The organism is Streptomyces sp. NPDC001204, from assembly GCF_053598035.1.
This window is the reverse complement of sequence record NZ_JBSFJL010000008.1, coordinates 129,133-147,344: the sequence shown is the minus strand read 5'-3', so window position 1 is coordinate 147,344 and position 18,212 is coordinate 129,133. Positions and strand designations below refer to the sequence as shown.

The following is an 18,212-nucleotide window of genomic DNA, read 5'->3' as shown; positions in this document are numbered from 1 at the left end:
TCCCCACAGCGTGTGACGACGCGATACCGTGGCGTTCCTTTTCCCCCACATGATCCTCGTGGCCGCCCTGGAGGTTCCGTGGTACAGGCGTACATCCTGATCCAGACGGAGGTCGGCAAGGCGTCGACCGTCGCCGAGACGATCAGCAAGATCCCTGGGGTGATCCAGGCCGAGGACGTGACGGGACCGTACGACGTCATCGTGCGGGCCCAGGCCGACACAGTGGACGACCTGGGCCGCATGGTGGTCGCGAAGGTCCAGCAAGTGGACGGCATCACGCGCACCCTGACCTGCCCGGTCGTGCATCTGTAGCCCCCGTCTACCCTTGGCCGGTGAGCTTCTTCCGTCACCGGCTTCTCGGCCTGCCCGTTCTCGCCGCGCTGATCGCCGCCGCGGGCTGCTCCCCAGGCGACGACAGCGCCACCGTGGCGGTTCCCGGCCCACGGCCGTCGGTTGCCGGACTGTGCCGGAATCTGGACAGGGAACTGCCTGGGAAAGTGGACGGACTGAGCCGCGAGGATCCCCGGCCCGCCTCCGCGCTGACCGCGGGCTGGGGAAGCCCGGCGATCATACTGCGCTGCGGTGTCCCGCGGCCCGCCGCGATGGACGATCCGGAGGCCGACGGGGCCGAGGTGAACGACGTGGGCTGGCTGCTGCAGAAGCAGGGGGACGGGTCGTTCCGCTTCACCACCACGCTGCGCCTGGCCTATGTGGAGGTGACGATCCCCGCGGGGCGCACGAACCACGGGGTGGCGCCGCTGGTCGATCTGGCCCCGGCCGTGAAGAAGGCGATCCCCAAGGGGATCGCCGACTGAGCGCACGGCACGCGCCGTGGGGGCCCCGGACGCCCGCCGGCACCCGCCGCCCCCTGGGCGCACGTCCTCAGCGCAGGCCCGTCGAGCGGCGCAGCGCCGCCTGGATCAGCCGGTCCACCAGCTCCGGGTAGCTGATGCCGCTCGCCTGCCACATCTGCGGGTACATCGAGATGGGCGTGAAGCCGGGCATGGTGTTGATCTCGTTGATCACGAACTCGCCGTCCTCGGTGAGGAAGAAGTCCGCGCGGACCAGGCCCTCGCAGGAGGCCGCCTCGAACGCCTCCACCGCGAGCCGCCGCACCTCGGCGGTCTCCTCGTCGGTCAGCGGGGCGGGCACGACGCCGGGCGTCGAGTCGATGTACTTGGCCTCGAAGTCGTAGTACGCGTGCGCCTCGGGCGGCGGGATCTCGGCCGGCACGGAGGCCCGCGGGCCGTCCTCGAACTCCAGCACCCCGCACTCGATCTCGCGGCCGCGCAGCGCGGCCTCCACGAGCACCTTCGGGTCGTGCCGCTGGGCCTCCTCGACCGCCTCGTCCAGGCCGGAGAGGTCGTCGACCTTGGTGATGCCGATCGACGAACCGGCACGCGCGGGCTTCACGAACAGCGGCCAGCCGTGCTCGCCGGCGAAGTCGACGATCTTCTTGCGGGCGGCGGACGGGTCCCGCGCCCACTCGCGCGGCCGGATCACCACGTACGGGCCGACCTTGAGCCCGAAGGAGGTGAACACCCGCTTCATGTACTCCTTGTCCTGGCCGACGGCCGAGGCGAGCACGCCCGAGCCCACGTACGGCACGCCGGACAGCTCCAGGAGGCCCTGGAGGGTGCCGTCCTCGCCATAGGGGCCGTGCAGCACCGGGAAGACCACGTCGACCTCGCCGAGCGCCTTGGGCACCGAACCGGGCTCGCTGTAGACGACTTCGCGGTTGGCCGGGTCCACGGGGAGCACCACGCCGCCCTCGGCGGAGTCGGTGAGCTCCTCGACGTTCGGGGTGCGGCCCTCGGTGATGGCCATGCGCTCCGGCTCGTCGGCGGTCAGGGCCCAGCGGCCGTCGCGGGTGATGCCGATCGGCAGGACCTCGTACTTGGTCCGGTCGATGGCGCGCAGCACCGCGCCCGCGGTGACCACGGAGATCCCGTGTTCGGAGCTGCGGCCGCCGCACACGACGGCCACGCGGGGCTTGCGGGACGGCTGCTCGGGGCTCTGGGGGAGGTTCTCGCTGCTCATATCGCGATGAGAGTACCCGCTGGTATCCACGACGTCAGTGCCCGCATGGGCACCGTAGCTCAGCGTCGCACGGACGGTCGCGCAACGTGATGCGGACGGCCGAACGGCGCCGGTTTCAGCGGCGTTCGGGCTTGGCGCTGCGCGACATCAGCTCCCGGAGGGCCACCACCGGCGGCTTGGCCTCGTGCACGATGCCGACGACGGTCTCCGTGATGGGCATGTCGACGCCGTGCCGGCGGGCCAGATCCAGCACCGACTCACAGGACTTGACGCCCTCGGCGGTCTGCTTGGTGACCGCGATGGTCTCCTGGAGGGTCATGCCCTTGCCGAGGTTGGTGCCGAAGGTGTGGTTGCGCGAAAGCGGCGAGGAGCAGGTGGCCACCAGGTCGCCGAGGCCGGCGAGTCCGGAGAAGGTCAGCGGGTCGGCGCCCAGGGCCATGCCCAGCCGGGTGGTCTCGGCGAGGCCGCGGGTGATGAGCGAGCCCTTGGCGTTGTCGCCGAGCCCCATGCCGTCCGCGATGCCGACGGCCAGGCCGATCACGTTCTTGACGGCGCCGCCGAGTTCGCAGCCGACCACGTCGGTGTTGGTGTACGGCCGGAAGTACGGGGTGTGGCAGGCGGCCTGCAACCGCCGGGCCACCGCCTCGTCGGTGCACGCGACCACGCCGGCGGCCGGCATGCGGGCGGCGATCTCCCGGGCCAGGTTGGGCCCGGTGACGACGGCGACGCGGTCGGCGCCGGCCTTGGCGACGTCCTCGATCACCTCGCTCATCCGCATGGCCGAGCCGAGTTCGACGCCCTTCATCAGGGAGACGAGGACCGTGTCCGGGGCGAGCAGCGGCACCCACTCGGCGAGGTTCGCCCGCATGGTCTGCGAGGGGATGGCGAGCACCGTGAAGTCGGCGTCGCGGGCGGCCTCGGCGGCGTCGGCCGTGGCCCGCAGGTTCTCCGGGAGTTCGACTCCGGGCAGGTAGTCGGGGTTGGTCCGGGTGGAGTTGACCGCGTCGACGAGTTCGGCGCGGCGGGCCCACAGGGTCACCTCGCAACCGGCGTCGGCGAGGACCATGCCGAAGGCGGTGCCCCACGATCCGGTACCGAAGACGGCCGCCTTGACCGGCTTGCTCACGTGCCCTGCCCCTCTTCCTGTACGGATTCCCGCACGGCCGGCCCGCGCTGCGCGGCCGGCACGGTCCTGCCCTGGTTCTGCGACTCGGTGCGGCGGCGCTGCTCGATCCGCTCCCGGCGCGGATCGTACGGCTCGGCGGGCGCCTTCTCGCCGCGGATCTCCTCCAGGTGGCGGGTGATGGCCGCCATGATGACCTCGGTCGCCTCCTTCAGCAGTTCCGGGGTCATCTCCTGGTCGTAGAAGCGGGAGAGGTCCACGGGCGGTCCGGCCTGCACGTGGTGGGTCTTGCGGGGCAGCAGATGGGGCTTCTTGGCGTAGGGCGGCAGCAGTTCGTTGGCGCCCCACTGGGCGACCGGAATCACCGGGCACTTGGTCTGGAGGGCGACCCGGGCGGCGCCGGTCTTACCGGTCATCGGCCAGCCGTCGGGGTCGCGGGTGAGGGTGCCCTCGGGGTAGAAGGCGACGCACTCGCCGCGCTCCACGGCGTCGATGGCGGCCCGGAACGCGCTCAGCGCGTCCGTGCTCTCGCGGTAGACGGGGATCTGCCCGGTGCCGCGCATCGCGGCACCCACCAATCCCTTCTTGAAAAGCCCGCTCTTCGCCAGGAATCGCGGCACGCGGCCGGTGTTGTACTGAAAGTGGGCGTACGCGAAGGGGTCGACGTGCGAATTGTGGTTCACCACGGTGATAAATCCGCCGTCGGCAGGAATGTTCTCCATTCCGCGCCAGTCCCGCTTGATCAGAACCACCAGTGGCGGTTTGCAGATCACCGCTGCGAAGCGATACCAGAAGCCGATTCTGCGGCGGGGCACGCGGACACCTTCCTCTAGGGCCTGGGGGGCCGCACAAGTGTCGCCCCAGGCCGCCTGTCTGTCGAGAACACCGTACGCCCGCACGTCACCGGGGAGCGCTCTTGGAAGGAGCTTCGCGCCCCTCCCCTTCCCGGTCCCCCGGACGGTCCGGGGGGACTCCGGGAGACAATGACGACCACACGAGAGGGGCGGAACGCCGGTGCAGTGGACCTTGGTCATCCCCCTGAAGCCCCTGACCCGGGCCAAGAGCAGGCTTTCGGACACCGCCGGCGACGGGGTGCGTCCCGGCCTGGCCCTCGCCTTCGCCGTGGACACGGTGGCGGCCGCGCTGGCCTGCCCCGCGGTGGCGGATGTGGCGGTCGTCACGGACGACGCCGGGGCCGGGCGGGAGCTGGCGGCGCTGGGCGCCCGGATCGTCGCCGACGAGCCGCGGGCCGGCCTGAACGCCGCGCTCACGCACGGAGCGGCGGTCGTACGGGCCTCGCGCCCCCGAAGTCCGGTGGCGGCCCTGAACGCCGATCTTCCCGCACTGCGGCCCATGGAATTGGCCCGGGTTCTGGAGGCGGCCGCGCAATTCCCACGGGCATTTCTCGCGGATTCCGCGGCCATCGGCACGACTTTGCTGGCGGCGTCCCCCGGGCATCCGCTGCTCCCGGCTTTCGGCGCCGATTCCCGGGCCCGCCACCGGGCGTCCGGCGCGGTGGAACTGTCCCTTCAGGCGGTGGAATCCGTGCGCCGGGACGTGGACACCGGGCACGACCTGCGGGCCGCGCTGGCCCTCGGCGTGGGACCGCGGACGGCCGCCGCCGCCGCGCGACTGCCGGTCCCGGGACAGTAGGCTGCCGTCATGCACGCGACCGCATACACGTACGACCCCGAAAGCCGCAGCGGGCAGGTGCTCCTGGACGACGGCACCCCGGTGCCCTTCGACGCGCCGGCGTTCGACGCGGGCGGCCTGCGGCTGCTGCGGCCGGGGCAGCGAGTGCGGATCGAGACCGAGGGCGAGGGGAACGGCCTGCGGATCACCCTGGTGACGCTGCAGACCTTCTGACCAGGCAGGAAGGCCGTCCGGTCGGCGCGAGAGGCCTTCCCCACCGGGCGGACCGGGCCGAGCGTGCCCGAACACGCCGCGGGCCGGGCTCCCTCGGGAGTCCGGCCCGGCGCGTGAGTACCCTGCGCCGCTACTTGCCGCGGGCGGTGGTCTTCTTGGCGGTGGTCTTGCGGGCGGTCGACTTCTTGGCGGGGGCCTTCTTGGCCGTCACCTTCTTCGCCGGCGCCTTCTTGGCCGTGGTCTTCTTGGCGGCGGCCTTCGTGGCCGTCGTCTTCTTGGCGGCCGCCGTGGTCTTCTTCGCAGCCGCGGTGGCCTTCTTGGCGGCGGTCTTCTTCGCAGCCGCGGTGGCCTTCTTCGCCGCGGTCTTCTTCGCAGCCGCGGTGGCCTTCTTCGCCGCGGTCTTCTTGCCGACGGCCTTGGCAATGGTGGCGGTCGGGCCGGACAGGCTGCCCTTGGGCGCCTTCTTGACCGCGATGTCGTGCTTCGGGAGCTTCTTCGAGCCGCTCACCAGGTCCTTGAAGCCCTGGCCGGCCCGGAAGCGGGGAACGGAGGTCTTCTTGACCCGCACCCGCTCACCCGTCTGCGGGTTGCGCGCGTAACGGGCGGGACGGTCGACCTTCTCGAAGGACCCGAAGCCGGTGACCGAGACCCGGTCTCCCGCGACGACAGCGCGGACGACGGCGTCCAGAACCGCGTCCACCGCATCGGCGGCCTGCTGGCGGCCGCCCATCTTGTCGGCAATCGCTTCTACGAGCTGCGCCTTGTTCACGTCTTCCCCTTCGGAGACCTTGCCAGAACGAAAGTGTTCAAGCGTTTTCGCACGTTAGGCAGATATATACCGCAAATCAAACACGAAACGGGCTAATCACCCTTGTGCCGCAACGGACTCGACAGCCTCGGGCTGTTCAGCCTTCCCCGCCGGGGATTCGCCCCTGGTCGAGGTCTGCCGTGAACCGCTCCAGACGCCTTGTCGCACCGGCGAGATCGTGCTTGGCCGCGGCCGTAATGACCAGCAGCTTCCGGGTCAGCGCCATCCGTACGCTCTCCGGGACTTGCAGTGCGCGCACTCTTTCGTGCGCTTCCTTGAGCTGGGCCGCGACCGCCGTATAGAGCTCGAGTTGGCCGTCGTTGTCCATGCACAGATTGTGCCATCTGGGGCGAGTTGTCGCCTGCGCTGGGGGGCAACTGACGCCTGTGACGGCCATCCGGGCGGCTGCGGCGGGCGGGGGCCGGAACCTCGTCTACCCCGGCAATCACCCGCTTAACGTGGGAAGTTGAGTGCCTCGACGGCGGCGCGCCGGGTGGTACGGGCGCCAAAACGGCTGTACCCCCGATCGCCTCGATCGGGGGTACAGCGGGGTCGTACGGTGGCCGAAAGTCGACTTGTCACGGCGCCGGGGAGCGGTGTCCGGCCCGGCGGCCGGTCATCGGCCGGGGCCCTGGATCAGACCGGCAGGGTGCGCGGCTTGAAGGCTGGGCGCTTCGCCTCGTAGACGGCGATGTCGCTCTCGTTCTGGAGGGTGATGGAGATGTCGTCCAGCCCGTTCAGCAGCCGCCAGCGGGAGTTCTCGTCCAGCTCGAAGGAGGCGGTGATCCCCTCGGCGCGCACCTCGCGGGCGACCAGGTCGACGGTCACCTCGGCCTCGGGGTCCTTCTCGGTGAGCTCCCACAGCGCATCCACGACCTTCTGGTCCAGGACCACGGTCAGCAGACCGTTCTTCAGCGAGTTGCCCCGGAAGATGTCCGCGAAGCGGGAGGAGATCACGGTCTTGAAGCCGTAGTTCTGCAGCGCCCAGACGGCGTGCTCGCGGGAGGAGCCGGTGCCGAAGTCGGGGCCGGCGACCAGGACCGTGGCGCCGTGGCGCTCCGGACGGTTCAGCACGAACCCGGGGTCCTTGCGCCAGGCCTCGAACAGCCCGTCCTCGAACCCGTCGCGGGTGACCTTCTTGAGCCAGTGGGCAGGGATGATCTGGTCGGTGTCGACGTTGCTGCGGCGCAGCGGGACGGCCCGGCCGGTGTGGGTGGTGAAGGCTTCCATGATTCTCAGACTCCAGCGGGCGTGGGGGCGTCGGACAGGTCGGCCGGGGAGGCCAGGTGGCCGAGGACCGCGGTGGCCGCGGCGACCTGCGGGGAGACCAGGTGCGTGCGGCCGCCCTTGCCCTGCCTGCCCTCGAAGTTGCGGTTGGAGGTGGAGGCGGACCGCTCGCCGGGGGCCAGCTGGTCGGGGTTCATGCCCAGGCACATCGAGCAGCCCGCGTGCCGCCATTCGGCGCCGGCCTCCTTGAAGACCACGTCCAGGCCCTCGGAGACGGCCTGGAGACCCACGCGCGCGGAGCCTGGGACGACCAGCATCCGTACGCCGTCGGCGACTTTGCGGCTCCGCAGGATCTCGGCGGCGGCGCGCAGGTCCTCGATGCGGCCGTTGGTGCAGGAGCCTACGAAGACGGTGTCCACACTGATGGAACGCAGCGGCTGTCCGGCCGCCAACCCCATGTATTCCAGGGCCTTTTCGGCGGCCAGGCGCTCCGATGCGTCTTCGTACGAAGCCGGGTCGGGGACGGCGGCCGAAAGCGGTGCGCCCTGGCCGGGGTTGGTGCCCCAGGTGACGAACGGGGACAGTGCGGCGGCGTCGATGACGACCTCGGCGTCGAAGACGGCGTCGTCGTCCGTGCGCAGGGTCTTCCAGTACGCCACGGCGGCGTCCCAGTCCTCACCCCGGGGGGCGTGCGGGCGGCCCTGGAGGTAGGCGAAGGTGGTCTCGTCGGGGGCGATCATGCCCGCGCGGGCGCCGGCCTCGATGGACATGTTGCAGATGGTCATGCGGGCCTCCATCGAGAGCTTCTCGATGGCGGAGCCGCGGTACTCCAGGACGTAGCCCTGGCCGCCGCCGGTGCCGATCCTCGCGATGATCGCCAGGATCAGGTCCTTGGCCGTGACGCCCTCGGGCAGTTCGCCCTCGACCGTGATCGCCATGGTCTTCGGGCGGGCCATCGGCAGGGTCTGGGTGGCGAGCACGTGCTCGACCTGGGAGGTGCCGATACCGAACGCCAGCGCGCCGAAGGCGCCGTGCGTGGAGGTGTGCGAGTCACCGCAGACCACGGTGGTGCCCGGCTGAGTCAGGCCCAGCTGCGGTCCCACCACGTGGACGACGCCCTGCTCGACGTCGCCCAGCGGGTGCAGCCGCACCCCGAAGTCGGCGCAGTTCTTGCGCAGCGTCTCCAGCTGGACACGGGAGACGGGGTCCGCGATGGGCTTGTCGATGTCGAGGGTCGGGGTGTTGTGATCCTCGGTCGCGATGGTCAGGTCGAGCCGGCGCACGGTCCGGCCGCTCTTGCGCAGGCCGTCGAAGGCCTGGGGGCTGGTCACCTCGTGCAGCAGGTGCAGATCGATGAAGAGGAGGTCGGGCTCGCCCTCGGCGCGCCGGACGACGTGGTCGTCCCAGACCTTCTCCGCGAGTGTCCTACCCATCGCTTTCCCTCCGGCCGGACGCCAAGGGCGCCGGCCCAACTAGAGATCTTGAGGATGCGGCACCCGCGCCCCCCTCCGGGCGTCCGCCGCCGAGCCCGTCGGTCCACGGGCCGCCATGACTTCCAGAGTGGCGTGTTCCACGGAAAATTGAACTTGCGTTTCACAGAGTGAGACGCAAGTATCGTTGCATGGACAACAGTAGCGGCGTCGGCGTTCTGGACAAGGCAGCCCTTGTCCTGAGCGCTCTGGAGTCCGGTCCGGCCACCCTCGCGGGCCTGGTCGCGTCCACCGGACTGGCACGACCCACGGCCCACCGGCTGGCCGTGGCGCTGGAACACCACCGCATGGTGGCGCGCGACATGCAGGGCCGGTTCATCCTCGGCCCGCGCCTCGCGGAACTGGCCGCGGCCGCGGGCGAGGACCGTCTGCTGGCCACCGCCGGGCCGGTGCTCACGCACCTGAGGGACGTGACGGGCGAGAGCGCGCAGCTCTACCGCCGCCAGGGCGACATGCGCATCTGCGTCGCCGCGGCCGAGCGCCTGTCCGGCCTTCGGGACACCGTCCCGGTCGGCTCCACGCTCACGATGAAGGCGGGCTCCTCGGCCCAGGTCCTGATGGCCTGGGAGGAGCCGGAGCGGCTCCACCGCGGTCTCCAGGGCGCCCGCTTCACGGCGACGGCCCTGTCGGGCGTACGGCGCCGCGGCTGGGCCCAGTCCATCGGCGAGCGCGAGCCGGGCGTCGCGTCCGTCTCCGCGCCCGTGCGCGGCCCCTCGAACCGCGTGGTGGCCGCCGTCTCGGTCTCCGGCCCCATCGAGCGCCTCACCCGCCACCCCGGCCGCATGCACGCCCAGGCGGTCATCGACGCCGCCGCGCGCCTGTCGGAGGCCCTGCGCCGCTCCGGCTGACGCGAGAAACCGCGAGGGCCGGCCTCAACGCCGCGGCAGGCCCTTCCGGCACGACTCCCCCACCCGCCGACCCACCGACCGCTCCGGCCGAGACCCACGACGAGCAGGCACCCGCCCCTCCGCAGCCCACGGGGGCGGGGAGCGGGAACTCTGCGGAAACGCCGAAGGGCCCTCCCGAGGGAGGGCCCTTCCGACTGCGTACCCCCGACCGGATTCGAACCGGCGCTACCGCCTTGAGAGGGCGGCGTGCTAGGCCGCTACACAACGGGGGCGTGGACACTGCGTTTCCGCAGGTCCGAGCTGGTCTACCTGGACTCGAACCAAGACTAACTGAACCAGAATCAGTCGTGCTGCCAATTACACCATAGACCAATGATGGTTTAGACCAGTCGTACCCCCGACCGGATTCGAACCGGCGCTACCGCCTTGAGAGGGCGGCGTGCTAGGCCGCTACACAACGGGGGCCCTAGCGATCCTGCATCGGCGACAACGGGTGCGACCCGGATTGTCTCCGCGAGAAGGATCTGTACCCCCGACCGGATTCGAACCGGCGCTACCGCCTTGAGAGGGCGGCGTGCTAGGCCGCTACACAACGGGGGCCTGCGGATGAAATCCGCGGTGCAGATGAGCTCTGCGAGCTGGCCTACCTGGACTCGAACCAAGACTAACTGAACCAGAATCAGTCGTGCTGCCAATTACACCATAGGCCACTGAAAAGCAAGATCTTGTGGGGATCCTGTTTTAGTGTTGCACCCGCGGTTCCGGACCTTCGGCCCGCGCCCCGCGGCGCAGGAAGAACATTACCTGAAGGTGGACGGGGCTCCAAAACGAGTATCGGAGCCGAGGATCGCGGGCAGTTCGGCGAGCGAGGCGATCCGGTGCCGGCCCGCGCCGTCGTGGTCTCCGGCGTGCACGCCCGCGCGGTCGATCCAGACCGAAAGCAGTCCGGCCTCGGCGGCGCCACGCCCGTCGATCTCCGGGTGGTCGCCGACGTACGCCACCTGGTGCGGGCCGAGTTCCAGTGCCTCGCAGGCCGCGTGGAACGCCCGCGGCTCCGGCTTGGACACCCCGAGTTCGGCGGCGCACAGCACGGTCTCGAAGCGGTCGCGCACGCCGAGGGAGCGCAGCTTGCGCTCCTGGACGTGGATGCTGGAGTTGGACAGCACGGCGTGCCGGTGGCTGGCGGCGAGCGCGTCCAGGACGGGCAGCACGTCCGGGAAGAGCGCCCATGCGGCCTCGTAGTGGCCCAGGTAGCGCTCGAACCACTCGTCGGTCTCGTCGTCGGTCAGCTCCGGCCGGGCGAGGAAGTCCCGCACCCGGTCCCGCCGCTGCTCCTCGAAGGTCGCCTCCCCCGCCGAGAACCGCGCCCACTGCGCCTCGGTGATCCGCCGCCAGTGGGCCAGGGCCTCCTCCGCGGTCCCGTACCCGTCCAGCAGTCCCTCGGCCACCAGGTGCGCGCGCATGCCGGCCCGGTCGGCGGTCGTGTAGTCGAAGAGGGTGTCGTCGACGTCCCACAGGACCGCTCTGATCGCCATGCCACCGACGGTACCGTCCGGACGGCCGCGCGGGGGCGGGCCGCTGAAAGATCCGTTCCCGGCAGCGGCGCCGAACGCCGAGGGGCGGCACCCCGGCCGGGTGCCGCCCCTCGCGCGTACCTGTGACAGCCGTATCCGTGTCAGCGCCGCACGCTCACGCCGCCAGCTTCGCCAGCGCCGCGTCGATGCGGGCCAGGGTCCTCTCCTTGCCCAGGATCTCGAGGGACTCGAAGAGGGGCAGGCCGACCGTGCGGCCGGTGACGGCCACGCGGACCGGGGCCTGGGCCTTGCCGAGCTTGAGGCCGTGCGCCTCGCCGGCGGCCAGGACGGCCTCCTTCAGGGAGTCGGGGGAGGTCCAGTCGGCCGACTCCAGCTTCTCCCGGGCGGTGCGGAGCAGGGCGTCCGAGCCCTCCTTCATCGCCTTGGTCCAGCTCGGCTCGTCGAAGACCGGCTCGGGCAGGAACAGGAAGTCCACGTTGTCCGTGATCTCGGACAGGACCTTCAGACGCGTCTGTGCCTGCGGGGCGATCGCCTGCCACTTGGTCTCGTCGAAGTCCTCCGGGGCCCAGGGGGCGAACGGGGCCTGGAGCCAGGGACGGCAGCGCTCGGTGAAGTCCTTGGCGTCGAGCAGCCGGATGTGGTCGGCGTTGATCGCCTCGCACTTCTTCAGGTCGAAGCGGGCCGGGTTGGGGTTCACGTCCGCGATGTCGAAGGCCGCGACCATCTCCTCGACGGAGAAGATGTCCCGGTCGGCGGAGAGCGACCAGCCGAGCAGGGACAGGTAGTTGAGCAGGCCCTCGGGCAGGAAGCCGCGCTCGCGGTAGAGGTTCAGCGACGACTGCGGGTCGCGCTTGGAGAGCTTCTTGTTGCCCTCGCCCATCACGTACGGCAGGTGGCCGAAGGACGGGATCTCCTTGGCGATGCCCAGTTCCATCAGCGCCTTGTACAGGGCGACCTGGCGCGGGGTGGAGGAGAGCAGGTCTTCGCCGCGCAGGATGTGGGTGATCTCCATGAGCGCGTCGTCGACCGGGTTGACCAGGGTGTACAGCGGGGCGCCGTTGGCGCGGACGATGCCGTAGTCCGGGACGTTCTCCGGGGTGAAGGTCAGCTCGCCGCGGACCAGGTCGGTGAAGGTGATCGTCTCGTCGGGCATGCGGAAGCGGACGATCGGCGCCCGGCCCTGGGCCTTGTACTCCTCCACCTGCGCGGCGGTCAGCTCGCGGCAGTGGCCGTCGTAGCCGGACGGCTTGCCGGCCGCGCGGGCGGCCTCGCGGCGGCTGTCCAGCTCCTCCTGGGAGCAGTAGCAGTGGTAGGCGTGGCCGGCCTCGAGCAGCTTGTGGGCGACGTCCTGGTAGATGTCCATGCGCTGCGACTGCCGGTACGGCGCGTGCGGTCCGCCGACCTCGGGGCCCTCGTCCCAGTCGAAGCCCAGCCAGCGCATCGCGTCGAGCAGCTGGTTGTAGGACTCCTCGGAGTCGCGGGCCGCGTCGGTGTCCTCGATGCGGAAGACCAGAGTGCCCCGGTGGTGCCGGGCGAACGCCCAGTTGAACAGGGCGGTGCGGACCAGGCCCACATGGGGGTTACCGGTGGGAGACGGGCAGAAACGGACGCGTACGGGGGAGTCGGATGCGCTAGCCACGCTTGACAACCTTGTTGGTGAGAGTGCCGATGCCTTCGATGGTGACGGCGACCTCGTCGCCGACGTTGAGGGGGCCGACCCCAGCCGGGGTGCCCGTGAGGATCACGTCGCCGGGGAGCAGCGTCATGGCCTCGGAGATGTTGACGATCAGATCCTCGATCGGGTGGATCATCTCGCTGGTGCGGCCCAGCTGCCGCTGCTCGCCGTTGACGGTGAGCTGGATGGTCAGGTCGGCCGCGGCGGTGAGGTCGATGTCCGTCTCCGCCCAGGGGCCGAGCGGGCAGGAGGTGTCGAAGCCCTTGGCCCTGGCCCACTGCTTCTCGCGCCGCTGCACGTCGCGGGCGGTGACGTCGTTGGCGCAGGTGTAGCCGAAGATCACGTCCTTGACGCGCTCGCGCGGGACCTCGCGGCACATGCGGCCGATGACCACGGCCAGCTCGGCCTCGTGGTGCAGCTCCTGGGAGAAGGAGGGGTACTGGATCGGGTCGCCGGGGCCGATCACCGAGGTGGACGGCTTGAAGAAGGCGAACGGCGCGTCGGGCACCTCGTTGCCGAGTTCGCGTGCGTGCTCGGCGTAGTTGCGGCCGAAGGCCACGACCTTGTTGGGGAGCACCGGCGGCAGCAGCCGTACCTTGCTCAGCGGCACCCTGGTGCCGGAGAGCTCGAAGTCCGCGAACGGGATGCCCTTGATGATGTCGAGGACGAGTTCGTCCGGCTTGTCGCCCTCGACCGCGCCGAAGGCGACGTTCCCGTCGATGGAGAACCTGGCGATGCGCACGGGTTGCTTGGCCCCTTGACTGAAGCGGCTGGAGTCTGACGCTCCAGGCTAACGCGGCCGGGGCCCCGGACCTCGCGCCATTACGGCGCACGGGGCACGAAGGCGGGGCGCCCCGAGTGCGGGACGCCCCTGGATCTCCGGCGCGGCCGGAGCGCGTGCTACTCCGCGACGGCGGCCGCGACGGGCGCCTCCATGAGGACCGTGCGCCGGGGGTTGGCGGTCTGCCCGGGGAGGGAGACGGAGTGCTCCGGCTGCTCCGGCGTCGGCAGCGCGTCGGCTCCTTCGAGGTGCATCAGCGTCGTGCGCCGGGGGTTGGCTATGGTGCGGAACATCATCGTCGTCTTCACGGTTGTACGAGACCTTGTCGTCTTCGGGCACCGGGAGGTCCGCATGACCCCCGCGTGGGCGCCGGTTGTCGGATTTGCCATCCCTGTAAAGCGTCAGGCTAAACATTCAATTCCCGGCCGAAGACGTGAAGAGCCCGTGATGTCGGTGTGAGTTTGCTCACGAACGCCTCGACAATCCAGACAATTCATGAGCGCGTTCTCTGTCGCCGAATCGGACATTGACCCACTGAAGCCATCATTCCGCTCCCGATCATGGCGACTGGGACACCTCAAGTGACTCGCGGGTACGTAGCGAAATGTCCCCTATACGGGAGATCACTTTCCACATCAGGTAATCCGTCACTCACGGGCTGTCACGGAGGTCACAGCCTGGTCCACATGCCTTGTTGGAGATCCAGCACTGTGCTGGAATGCCACGGACCGCTGCAGGATCGAGCCGGCGCAGGGGGCGCAACGCAGCGCCGAGCGGCGGTGAGAAGGGGGAACCAGCGCCGGTCACTCACGACCATCCGGGAAGTGTGTTCAGGGCTCTTCCCACAACGCCGACACCGTCCTTCCGCTCGCGCGGAGGGGCGCCTGGTCCAGAGGTTGCGACGCTAGTGCAGGGACGTTTCAAGAGGGATGGCAGCGCTTCGGCGGAGCCGGAGCCGCACGGCGGGACTGGCCCCATGGCCGTCAGCTCCTCGCCCCAGCACGCCCAGAACCCGGCCCCGGCCGGCGACGGCGCAGAGCGCCCCGGACGCTCGGGCACGACCGGCCCGGCGGGTGCGTCGGCGTCGTCGAGCCAGGCTCCGGCGGCCAAGCAGACCCGGAGCCAGGGGCCGTCGGGCCCCGGCTCGCGCATGGCCCTGCGCAACTGGCGCATCTCCACGCGACTGGTGTCGCTGCTCGCCCTGCCCGTGGTCGCTGCGACCTCGCTGGGCGGGATGCGTATCAGCCAGAGCATGGACGACATCCAGCAGCTCGACAACATGAAGCTGCTGACGGAGATGACCAAGCAGGCCACCGAACTGGCCGCCGCGCTCCAGGAGGAGCGCGACCAGTCCGCCGGCCCGCTGGCGCAGCGCTCCAGCGCGGCCGCCATCACCATCAAGGGCTACCGGGACCGGACCGACCGGGCCCGGGACAACTTCGTCTCCGCGTCCGAGGAGATCGACGCCGCCAGCAAGGACGGCAACCTCCTCGGCGTCCGCGACACCCTCGTCGGCCTGGCGAGCGACCTCAACGGCCTCACCAAGATCCGCAAGGACGCGTACAAGTCCGAGGAGAACTCGGCCCGGACGGTCGAGAGCTACCACCGGCTCATCACCGAGCTGCTCGCCCTCTCCCAGGACATGGCCGAGGCGACCAGCAACCCGCAGATGATCCAGCGGACGCGTGCGCTGGCCGCCTTCTCCTCCGCCAAGGAGTACGCGTCCGTCCAGCGCGCCGTCATCGCCGCCGCCCTGCCGGCCAACAACACCAGCGCCGGCAAGCTCTCGGAGAACGACCGCCTCTACGCCCAGCAGGCGCTGGAGAGCCAGACCTCCGACCTCAACAGCTTCCGCAACATCTACGGGGAGGGCTCCGAGGAGCTCATCAAGCCCATCGAAGAGGGCAACCCGACGATCCTGTCCGCGGACACCTACGCCAAGCGCGTCCTGGACAACCCCGAGGGCCTGAAGCAGGCGAACAAGCGCTCCTACCGCGACTGGGTCGACGACAGCTCCACCAAAATCTCGCAGATGAAGAACATCGAGCACACGCTGCTCGAGGAGATGGAGCAGAAGGCCCGCGAGCTGCGCAGCGCCACCGAGTACGACGCCATCGTCTCCGGTGCGCTGATCCTGCTCGTGCTCGGCGTGTCGCTGGTCGGCGCCTTCGTCGTGGCCCGCTCCATGATCCGCTCGCTGCACCGGCTCCAGGAGACCGCCACCAAGGTCGCCCAGGACCGCCTGCCCGAGCTGGTCCGGCAGCTGTCCGAGTCCGACCCGCAGGACGTGGACACGTCCGTGGAGTCGGTCGGTGTGCACTCCCGGGACGAGATCGGCCAGGTGGCCGCGGCCTTCGACGACGTGCACCGCGAGGCGGTCCGCCTCGCCGCCGAGCAGGCCCTGCTGCGGGGCAACGTCAACGCGATGTTCACCAACCTCTCGCGCCGCTCCCAGGGTCTGATCCAGCGCCAGCTGTCGCTGATCTCCGAACTCGAGTCCCGCGAGGCCGACCCGGACCAGCTGTCCTCGCTGTTCAAGCTCGACCACCTCGCCACACGCATGCGCCGTAACGGTGAGAACCTCCTCGTCCTCGCCGGTGAGGAGCCCGGCCGCCGCTGGACCCGTCCGGTCCCGCTGGTCGACGTGCTCCGCGCCGCCGCGTCCGAGGTGGAGCAGTACGAGCGCATCGAGCTGGCCTCGGTGCCCGGCACCGAGGTCGCCGGCCGGGTCGTCAACGACCTCGTGCACCTGCTCGCCGAGCTGCTGGAGAACGCGACCTCGTTCTCCTCGCCGCAGACCAAGGTCAAGGTCACCGGTCACGCGCTGCCCGACGGGCGGGTGCTGATCGAGATCCACGACACCGGTATCGGTCTGTCCCCGGAGGACCTCGCCGCGATCAACGAGCGGCTCGCCTCGCCGCCCACCGTGGACGTGTCGGTCTCCCGCCGCATGGGCCTCTTCGTGGTCGGTCGTCTGTCCCAGCGCCACGGCATCCGCATCCAGCTGCGCCCCTCCGACTCCGGTGGTACGACGGCTCTGGTCATGCTGCCCGTCGACGTCGCCCAGGGAGGCAAGAAGCCGGGCGCGGGCAAGCCCGGCGGCCCGTCCGCGGGTGGTCCGGCGGCCGCGGCTGCCGCCGCCGGCGCCGCAGCGGCCCGCCGGCAGGGCGGTCAGCAGGGCGGCGGAGCCCTCGGCGCGGGCGGTCAGCAGGGCGGGGCCGGCCGGCTCGGTCCCGGAGCCGCTCCGCGCGGCCAGGTCGGTGCCGGCCAGGGTCCGCGCGCCGCGCTGCCCGGCACCGGTCGCCAGGGCGGTCCGAACGGACCGCGTGGCCAGCAGGGTCCGGGGCAGCCGCAGCAGGGCCGCCCGGCCGCTCCGGGCATGGCCGGCGGCTTCGGCGGCCAGGCACCCGGCGGGCCGCAGGGTCCGCAGGGTCCGCAGGGTCCCGGTGCGGGCGCTCCGCAGGGCTTCGGCGACGGCCGGCACCCGGCCGCCTCGCAGGGCTTCGGCGACGGACGCCGCCAGGACGCCTTCGGCGGCCCACACGGTGGAGTTCCCCCGCAGCGCGGAAACGGCGCGGAGACGGGCCGACAGCCGCAGTTGCCGCCGCGCGGTGGCCCGCGCGCCGAACTGCCGGGCGGCAACGGGCCGTCCCGTACCTCGGGTTGGGGCGACGAGAACGCTCAGGGCCGGGCCGCTCTGGACGCGCCGCGCGGCCACGACGAGCAGGACCCGTCGCAGACCTCCCGGATGCCGCGGATCGACGACCGTCAGGGACCCGGTTCGACGGCCGAGATGCCCCGCTTCGACGACCGTCAGGGACCGGGCTCCGCGGCGGATACCTCGGCATTTCCCCGCCCCGACTTCAACGCCCCTCACCCGGGTGCCAACGACGCCCAGAGCACGGGCGAGTTCGTCCGCTCGGACGTCTACGGTCCGGCCGGGCAGCACAACCCCGCCGACACCGGCCGGTTCGCGGCCCAGCAGGGGTACGACAACGGCTCGACCGGCCAGTTCGCCGCCCAGCAGGGATACGACAACGGCTCCACGGGCCAGTTCGCCGCCCAGCAGGGATACGACAACGGCTCGACCGGCCAGTTCGCCGCCCAGCAGGGATACGACAACGGCTCCACGGGCCAGTTCGCCCAGCCCGGTCACGACAGCGGCTCCACCGGCCAGTTCGCCCAGCCCGGACACGACAACGGTGCGCCCGGCCGCAACGCCCACCCGGGCGGCGCCGACTTCGGCGGACTGCGCGGTCCGGCCGCCCAGCGGCCCCAGCAGCGTCCCGCACGCCCGGAACCGGGCAACGCGGGTGCCCCGCAGCATCGGCCGGACGACGCCTGGGCCCTGCCGCCGGCCCCGAGTGCCGGCGACGGCCGTACACCGCTGTACGACACCCTGGAGACCAACTGGTTCCGCGGTGGGCAGCAGCAGGGCGGCGAACCGGCTCCGGCCTCGCCGCCGCAGCAGCAGCCGCAGCAGCCGCAGACTCCTGCGGCCCCCCAGCGTCCCGCCGCCTCCGCCTGGCGCACCTCGCCGAACGACGACCTCGTACGGCAGGCCGAGCGTGTCAGGCAGCCGGCTGCGGGCGGTGTCACCACCTCCGGCCTGCCGCGCCGGGTGCCCCGGGCCAACCTCGTCCCGGGCACGGCTCAGCAGCAACAGCACCAGAGCGGTCCGCAGGTCTCGCGTTCGCCCGACGACGTACGCGGCCGGCTGACCAATCTCCGTCGGGGCATCGCACAGGGCCGTCAGGCCGGCACAGGTCAGACGGGCAGTTTCCCCAGCCCCACTCACCAGCAGGAGCGTTAGTTGAGT

General features: G+C 71.0%; 17 protein-coding genes and 5 tRNA genes. 6 read left to right on the top strand and 16 right to left on the bottom strand.

What is annotated here, in order from left to right:
- The first annotated feature begins 78 nt into the window (after nucleotides 1-78).
- Complete coding sequence (locus ACWC91_RS14035) at nucleotides 79-312, top strand: Lrp/AsnC family transcriptional regulator (RefSeq protein ID WP_003997603.1); 234 nt, start codon at nucleotides 79-81, stop codon at nucleotides 310-312.
- A 20-nt stretch (nucleotides 313-332) separates the two neighbouring features.
- On the top strand, nucleotides 333-815 hold the full coding sequence (locus ACWC91_RS14030; RefSeq protein WP_225079399.1) for a DUF3515 domain-containing protein: 483 nt from the start codon (nucleotides 333-335) through the stop codon (nucleotides 813-815).
- A 67-nt stretch (nucleotides 816-882) separates the two neighbouring features.
- On the opposite strand, the gene ACWC91_RS14025 is transcribed toward ACWC91_RS14030, so the two are convergent.
- From ACWC91_RS14025 to ACWC91_RS14015, 3 genes are all read right to left on the bottom strand, one after another.
- Nucleotides 883-2,040, bottom strand: a complete 1,158-nt coding sequence (locus ACWC91_RS14025; RefSeq protein WP_225079400.1) for a D-alanine--D-alanine ligase family protein — start codon at nucleotides 2,038-2,040, stop codon at nucleotides 883-885.
- Nucleotides 2,041-2,155: 115 nt separating this feature from the next.
- Nucleotides 2,156-3,166: an NAD(P)H-dependent glycerol-3-phosphate dehydrogenase gene (locus tag ACWC91_RS14020; protein ID WP_225079401.1), complete on the bottom strand. Its 1,011-nt coding sequence runs from the start codon at nucleotides 3,164-3,166 to the stop codon at nucleotides 2,156-2,158.
- Entirely contained in the window at nucleotides 3,163-3,978 is an 816-nt protein-coding gene (locus ACWC91_RS14015; RefSeq protein ID WP_225079402.1) for a lysophospholipid acyltransferase family protein, read from the bottom strand. The genes ACWC91_RS14020 and ACWC91_RS14015 overlap by 4 nt, the downstream gene beginning before the upstream one ends.
- A 199-nt stretch (nucleotides 3,979-4,177) precedes the next feature.
- On the opposite strand from ACWC91_RS14015, the gene cofC reads away from it, so the two are divergent.
- Nucleotides 4,178-4,816, top strand: coding sequence for a 2-phospho-L-lactate guanylyltransferase (gene cofC / locus ACWC91_RS14010; protein WP_281156921.1), 639 nt, complete (start codon nucleotides 4,178-4,180; stop codon nucleotides 4,814-4,816).
- A gap of 9 nt (nucleotides 4,817-4,825) precedes the next feature.
- On the top strand, nucleotides 4,826-5,029 hold the full coding sequence (locus tag ACWC91_RS14005; RefSeq protein WP_141358005.1) for a hypothetical protein: 204 nt from the start codon (nucleotides 4,826-4,828) through the stop codon (nucleotides 5,027-5,029).
- A gap of 130 nt (nucleotides 5,030-5,159) precedes the next feature.
- On the opposite strand, the gene ACWC91_RS14000 is transcribed toward ACWC91_RS14005, so the two are convergent.
- The 4 genes from ACWC91_RS14000 to leuC form a co-directional block, all read right to left on the bottom strand.
- The gene (locus ACWC91_RS14000; RefSeq protein ID WP_450642542.1) at nucleotides 5,160-5,798 is read right to left on the bottom strand and encodes an HU family DNA-binding protein; all 639 of its coding nucleotides are present in this window, start codon (nucleotides 5,796-5,798) and stop codon (nucleotides 5,160-5,162) included.
- Between the two features lie 136 nt (nucleotides 5,799-5,934).
- Nucleotides 5,935-6,165 carry an SCO5555 family protein gene (locus ACWC91_RS13995; RefSeq protein WP_141358009.1) on the bottom strand — a complete coding sequence of 77 codons (231 nt, stop codon included), beginning with the start codon at nucleotides 6,163-6,165 and terminating at the stop codon, nucleotides 5,935-5,937.
- A gap of 308 nt (nucleotides 6,166-6,473) precedes the next feature.
- Nucleotides 6,474-7,067: a 3-isopropylmalate dehydratase small subunit gene (leuD, locus tag ACWC91_RS13990; RefSeq protein ID WP_225079406.1), complete on the bottom strand. Its 594-nt coding sequence runs from the start codon at nucleotides 7,065-7,067 to the stop codon at nucleotides 6,474-6,476.
- Nucleotides 7,068-7,072: 5 nt separating this feature from the next.
- The gene (leuC, locus tag ACWC91_RS13985; protein WP_225079407.1) at nucleotides 7,073-8,497 is read right to left on the bottom strand and encodes a 3-isopropylmalate dehydratase large subunit; all 1,425 of its coding nucleotides are present in this window, start codon (nucleotides 8,495-8,497) and stop codon (nucleotides 7,073-7,075) included.
- Nucleotides 8,498-8,685: 188 nt separating this feature from the next.
- On the opposite strand from leuC, the gene ndgR reads away from it, so the two are divergent.
- Nucleotides 8,686-9,402, top strand: coding sequence for an IclR family transcriptional regulator NdgR (ndgR, locus tag ACWC91_RS13980; protein ID WP_141358015.1), 717 nt, complete (start codon nucleotides 8,686-8,688; stop codon nucleotides 9,400-9,402).
- A 199-nt stretch (nucleotides 9,403-9,601) separates the two neighbouring features.
- Here ndgR and ACWC91_RS13975 read toward each other — a convergent pair.
- The 9 genes from ACWC91_RS13975 to ACWC91_RS13935 all read right to left on the bottom strand — a co-directional run bounded on the left by ACWC91_RS13975 (nucleotide 9,602) and on the right by ACWC91_RS13935 (nucleotide 13,701).
- Nucleotides 9,602-9,674, bottom strand: a tRNA-Glu gene (locus tag ACWC91_RS13975).
- Between the two features lie 28 nt (nucleotides 9,675-9,702).
- A tRNA-Gln gene (locus ACWC91_RS13970) sits at nucleotides 9,703-9,774 on the bottom strand.
- A 20-nt stretch (nucleotides 9,775-9,794) separates the two neighbouring features.
- Nucleotides 9,795-9,867, bottom strand: a tRNA-Glu gene (locus ACWC91_RS13965).
- Nucleotides 9,868-9,929: 62 nt separating this feature from the next.
- A tRNA-Glu gene (locus tag ACWC91_RS13960) sits at nucleotides 9,930-10,002 on the bottom strand.
- A 38-nt stretch (nucleotides 10,003-10,040) separates the two neighbouring features.
- Nucleotides 10,041-10,112: transfer RNA gene (locus tag ACWC91_RS13955), tRNA-Gln, on the bottom strand.
- 90 nt (nucleotides 10,113-10,202) lie between these two features.
- On the bottom strand, nucleotides 10,203-10,937 hold the full coding sequence (locus ACWC91_RS13950) for an HAD family hydrolase (RefSeq protein WP_450642541.1): 735 nt from the start codon (nucleotides 10,935-10,937) through the stop codon (nucleotides 10,203-10,205).
- Between the two features lie 154 nt (nucleotides 10,938-11,091).
- Complete coding sequence (gene gltX / locus ACWC91_RS13945) at nucleotides 11,092-12,576, bottom strand: glutamate--tRNA ligase (RefSeq protein ID WP_281156923.1); 1,485 nt, start codon at nucleotides 12,574-12,576, stop codon at nucleotides 11,092-11,094.
- Complete coding sequence (locus ACWC91_RS13940; RefSeq protein ID WP_450642539.1) at nucleotides 12,569-13,354, bottom strand: fumarylacetoacetate hydrolase family protein; 786 nt, start codon at nucleotides 13,352-13,354, stop codon at nucleotides 12,569-12,571. Before ACWC91_RS13940 ends, gltX begins: the two co-directional genes overlap by 8 nt.
- Before the next feature lie 158 nt (nucleotides 13,355-13,512).
- Nucleotides 13,513-13,701, bottom strand: a complete 189-nt coding sequence (locus tag ACWC91_RS13935; protein WP_225079410.1) for a hypothetical protein — start codon at nucleotides 13,699-13,701, stop codon at nucleotides 13,513-13,515.
- 599 nt (nucleotides 13,702-14,300) lie between these two features.
- Between ACWC91_RS13935 and ACWC91_RS13930 the strand changes: the two genes are divergently transcribed.
- On the top strand, nucleotides 14,301-18,206 hold the full coding sequence (locus ACWC91_RS13930; RefSeq protein WP_450642537.1) for a nitrate- and nitrite sensing domain-containing protein: 3,906 nt from the start codon (nucleotides 14,301-14,303) through the stop codon (nucleotides 18,204-18,206).
- Nucleotides 18,207-18,212 lie beyond the last annotated feature (6 nt).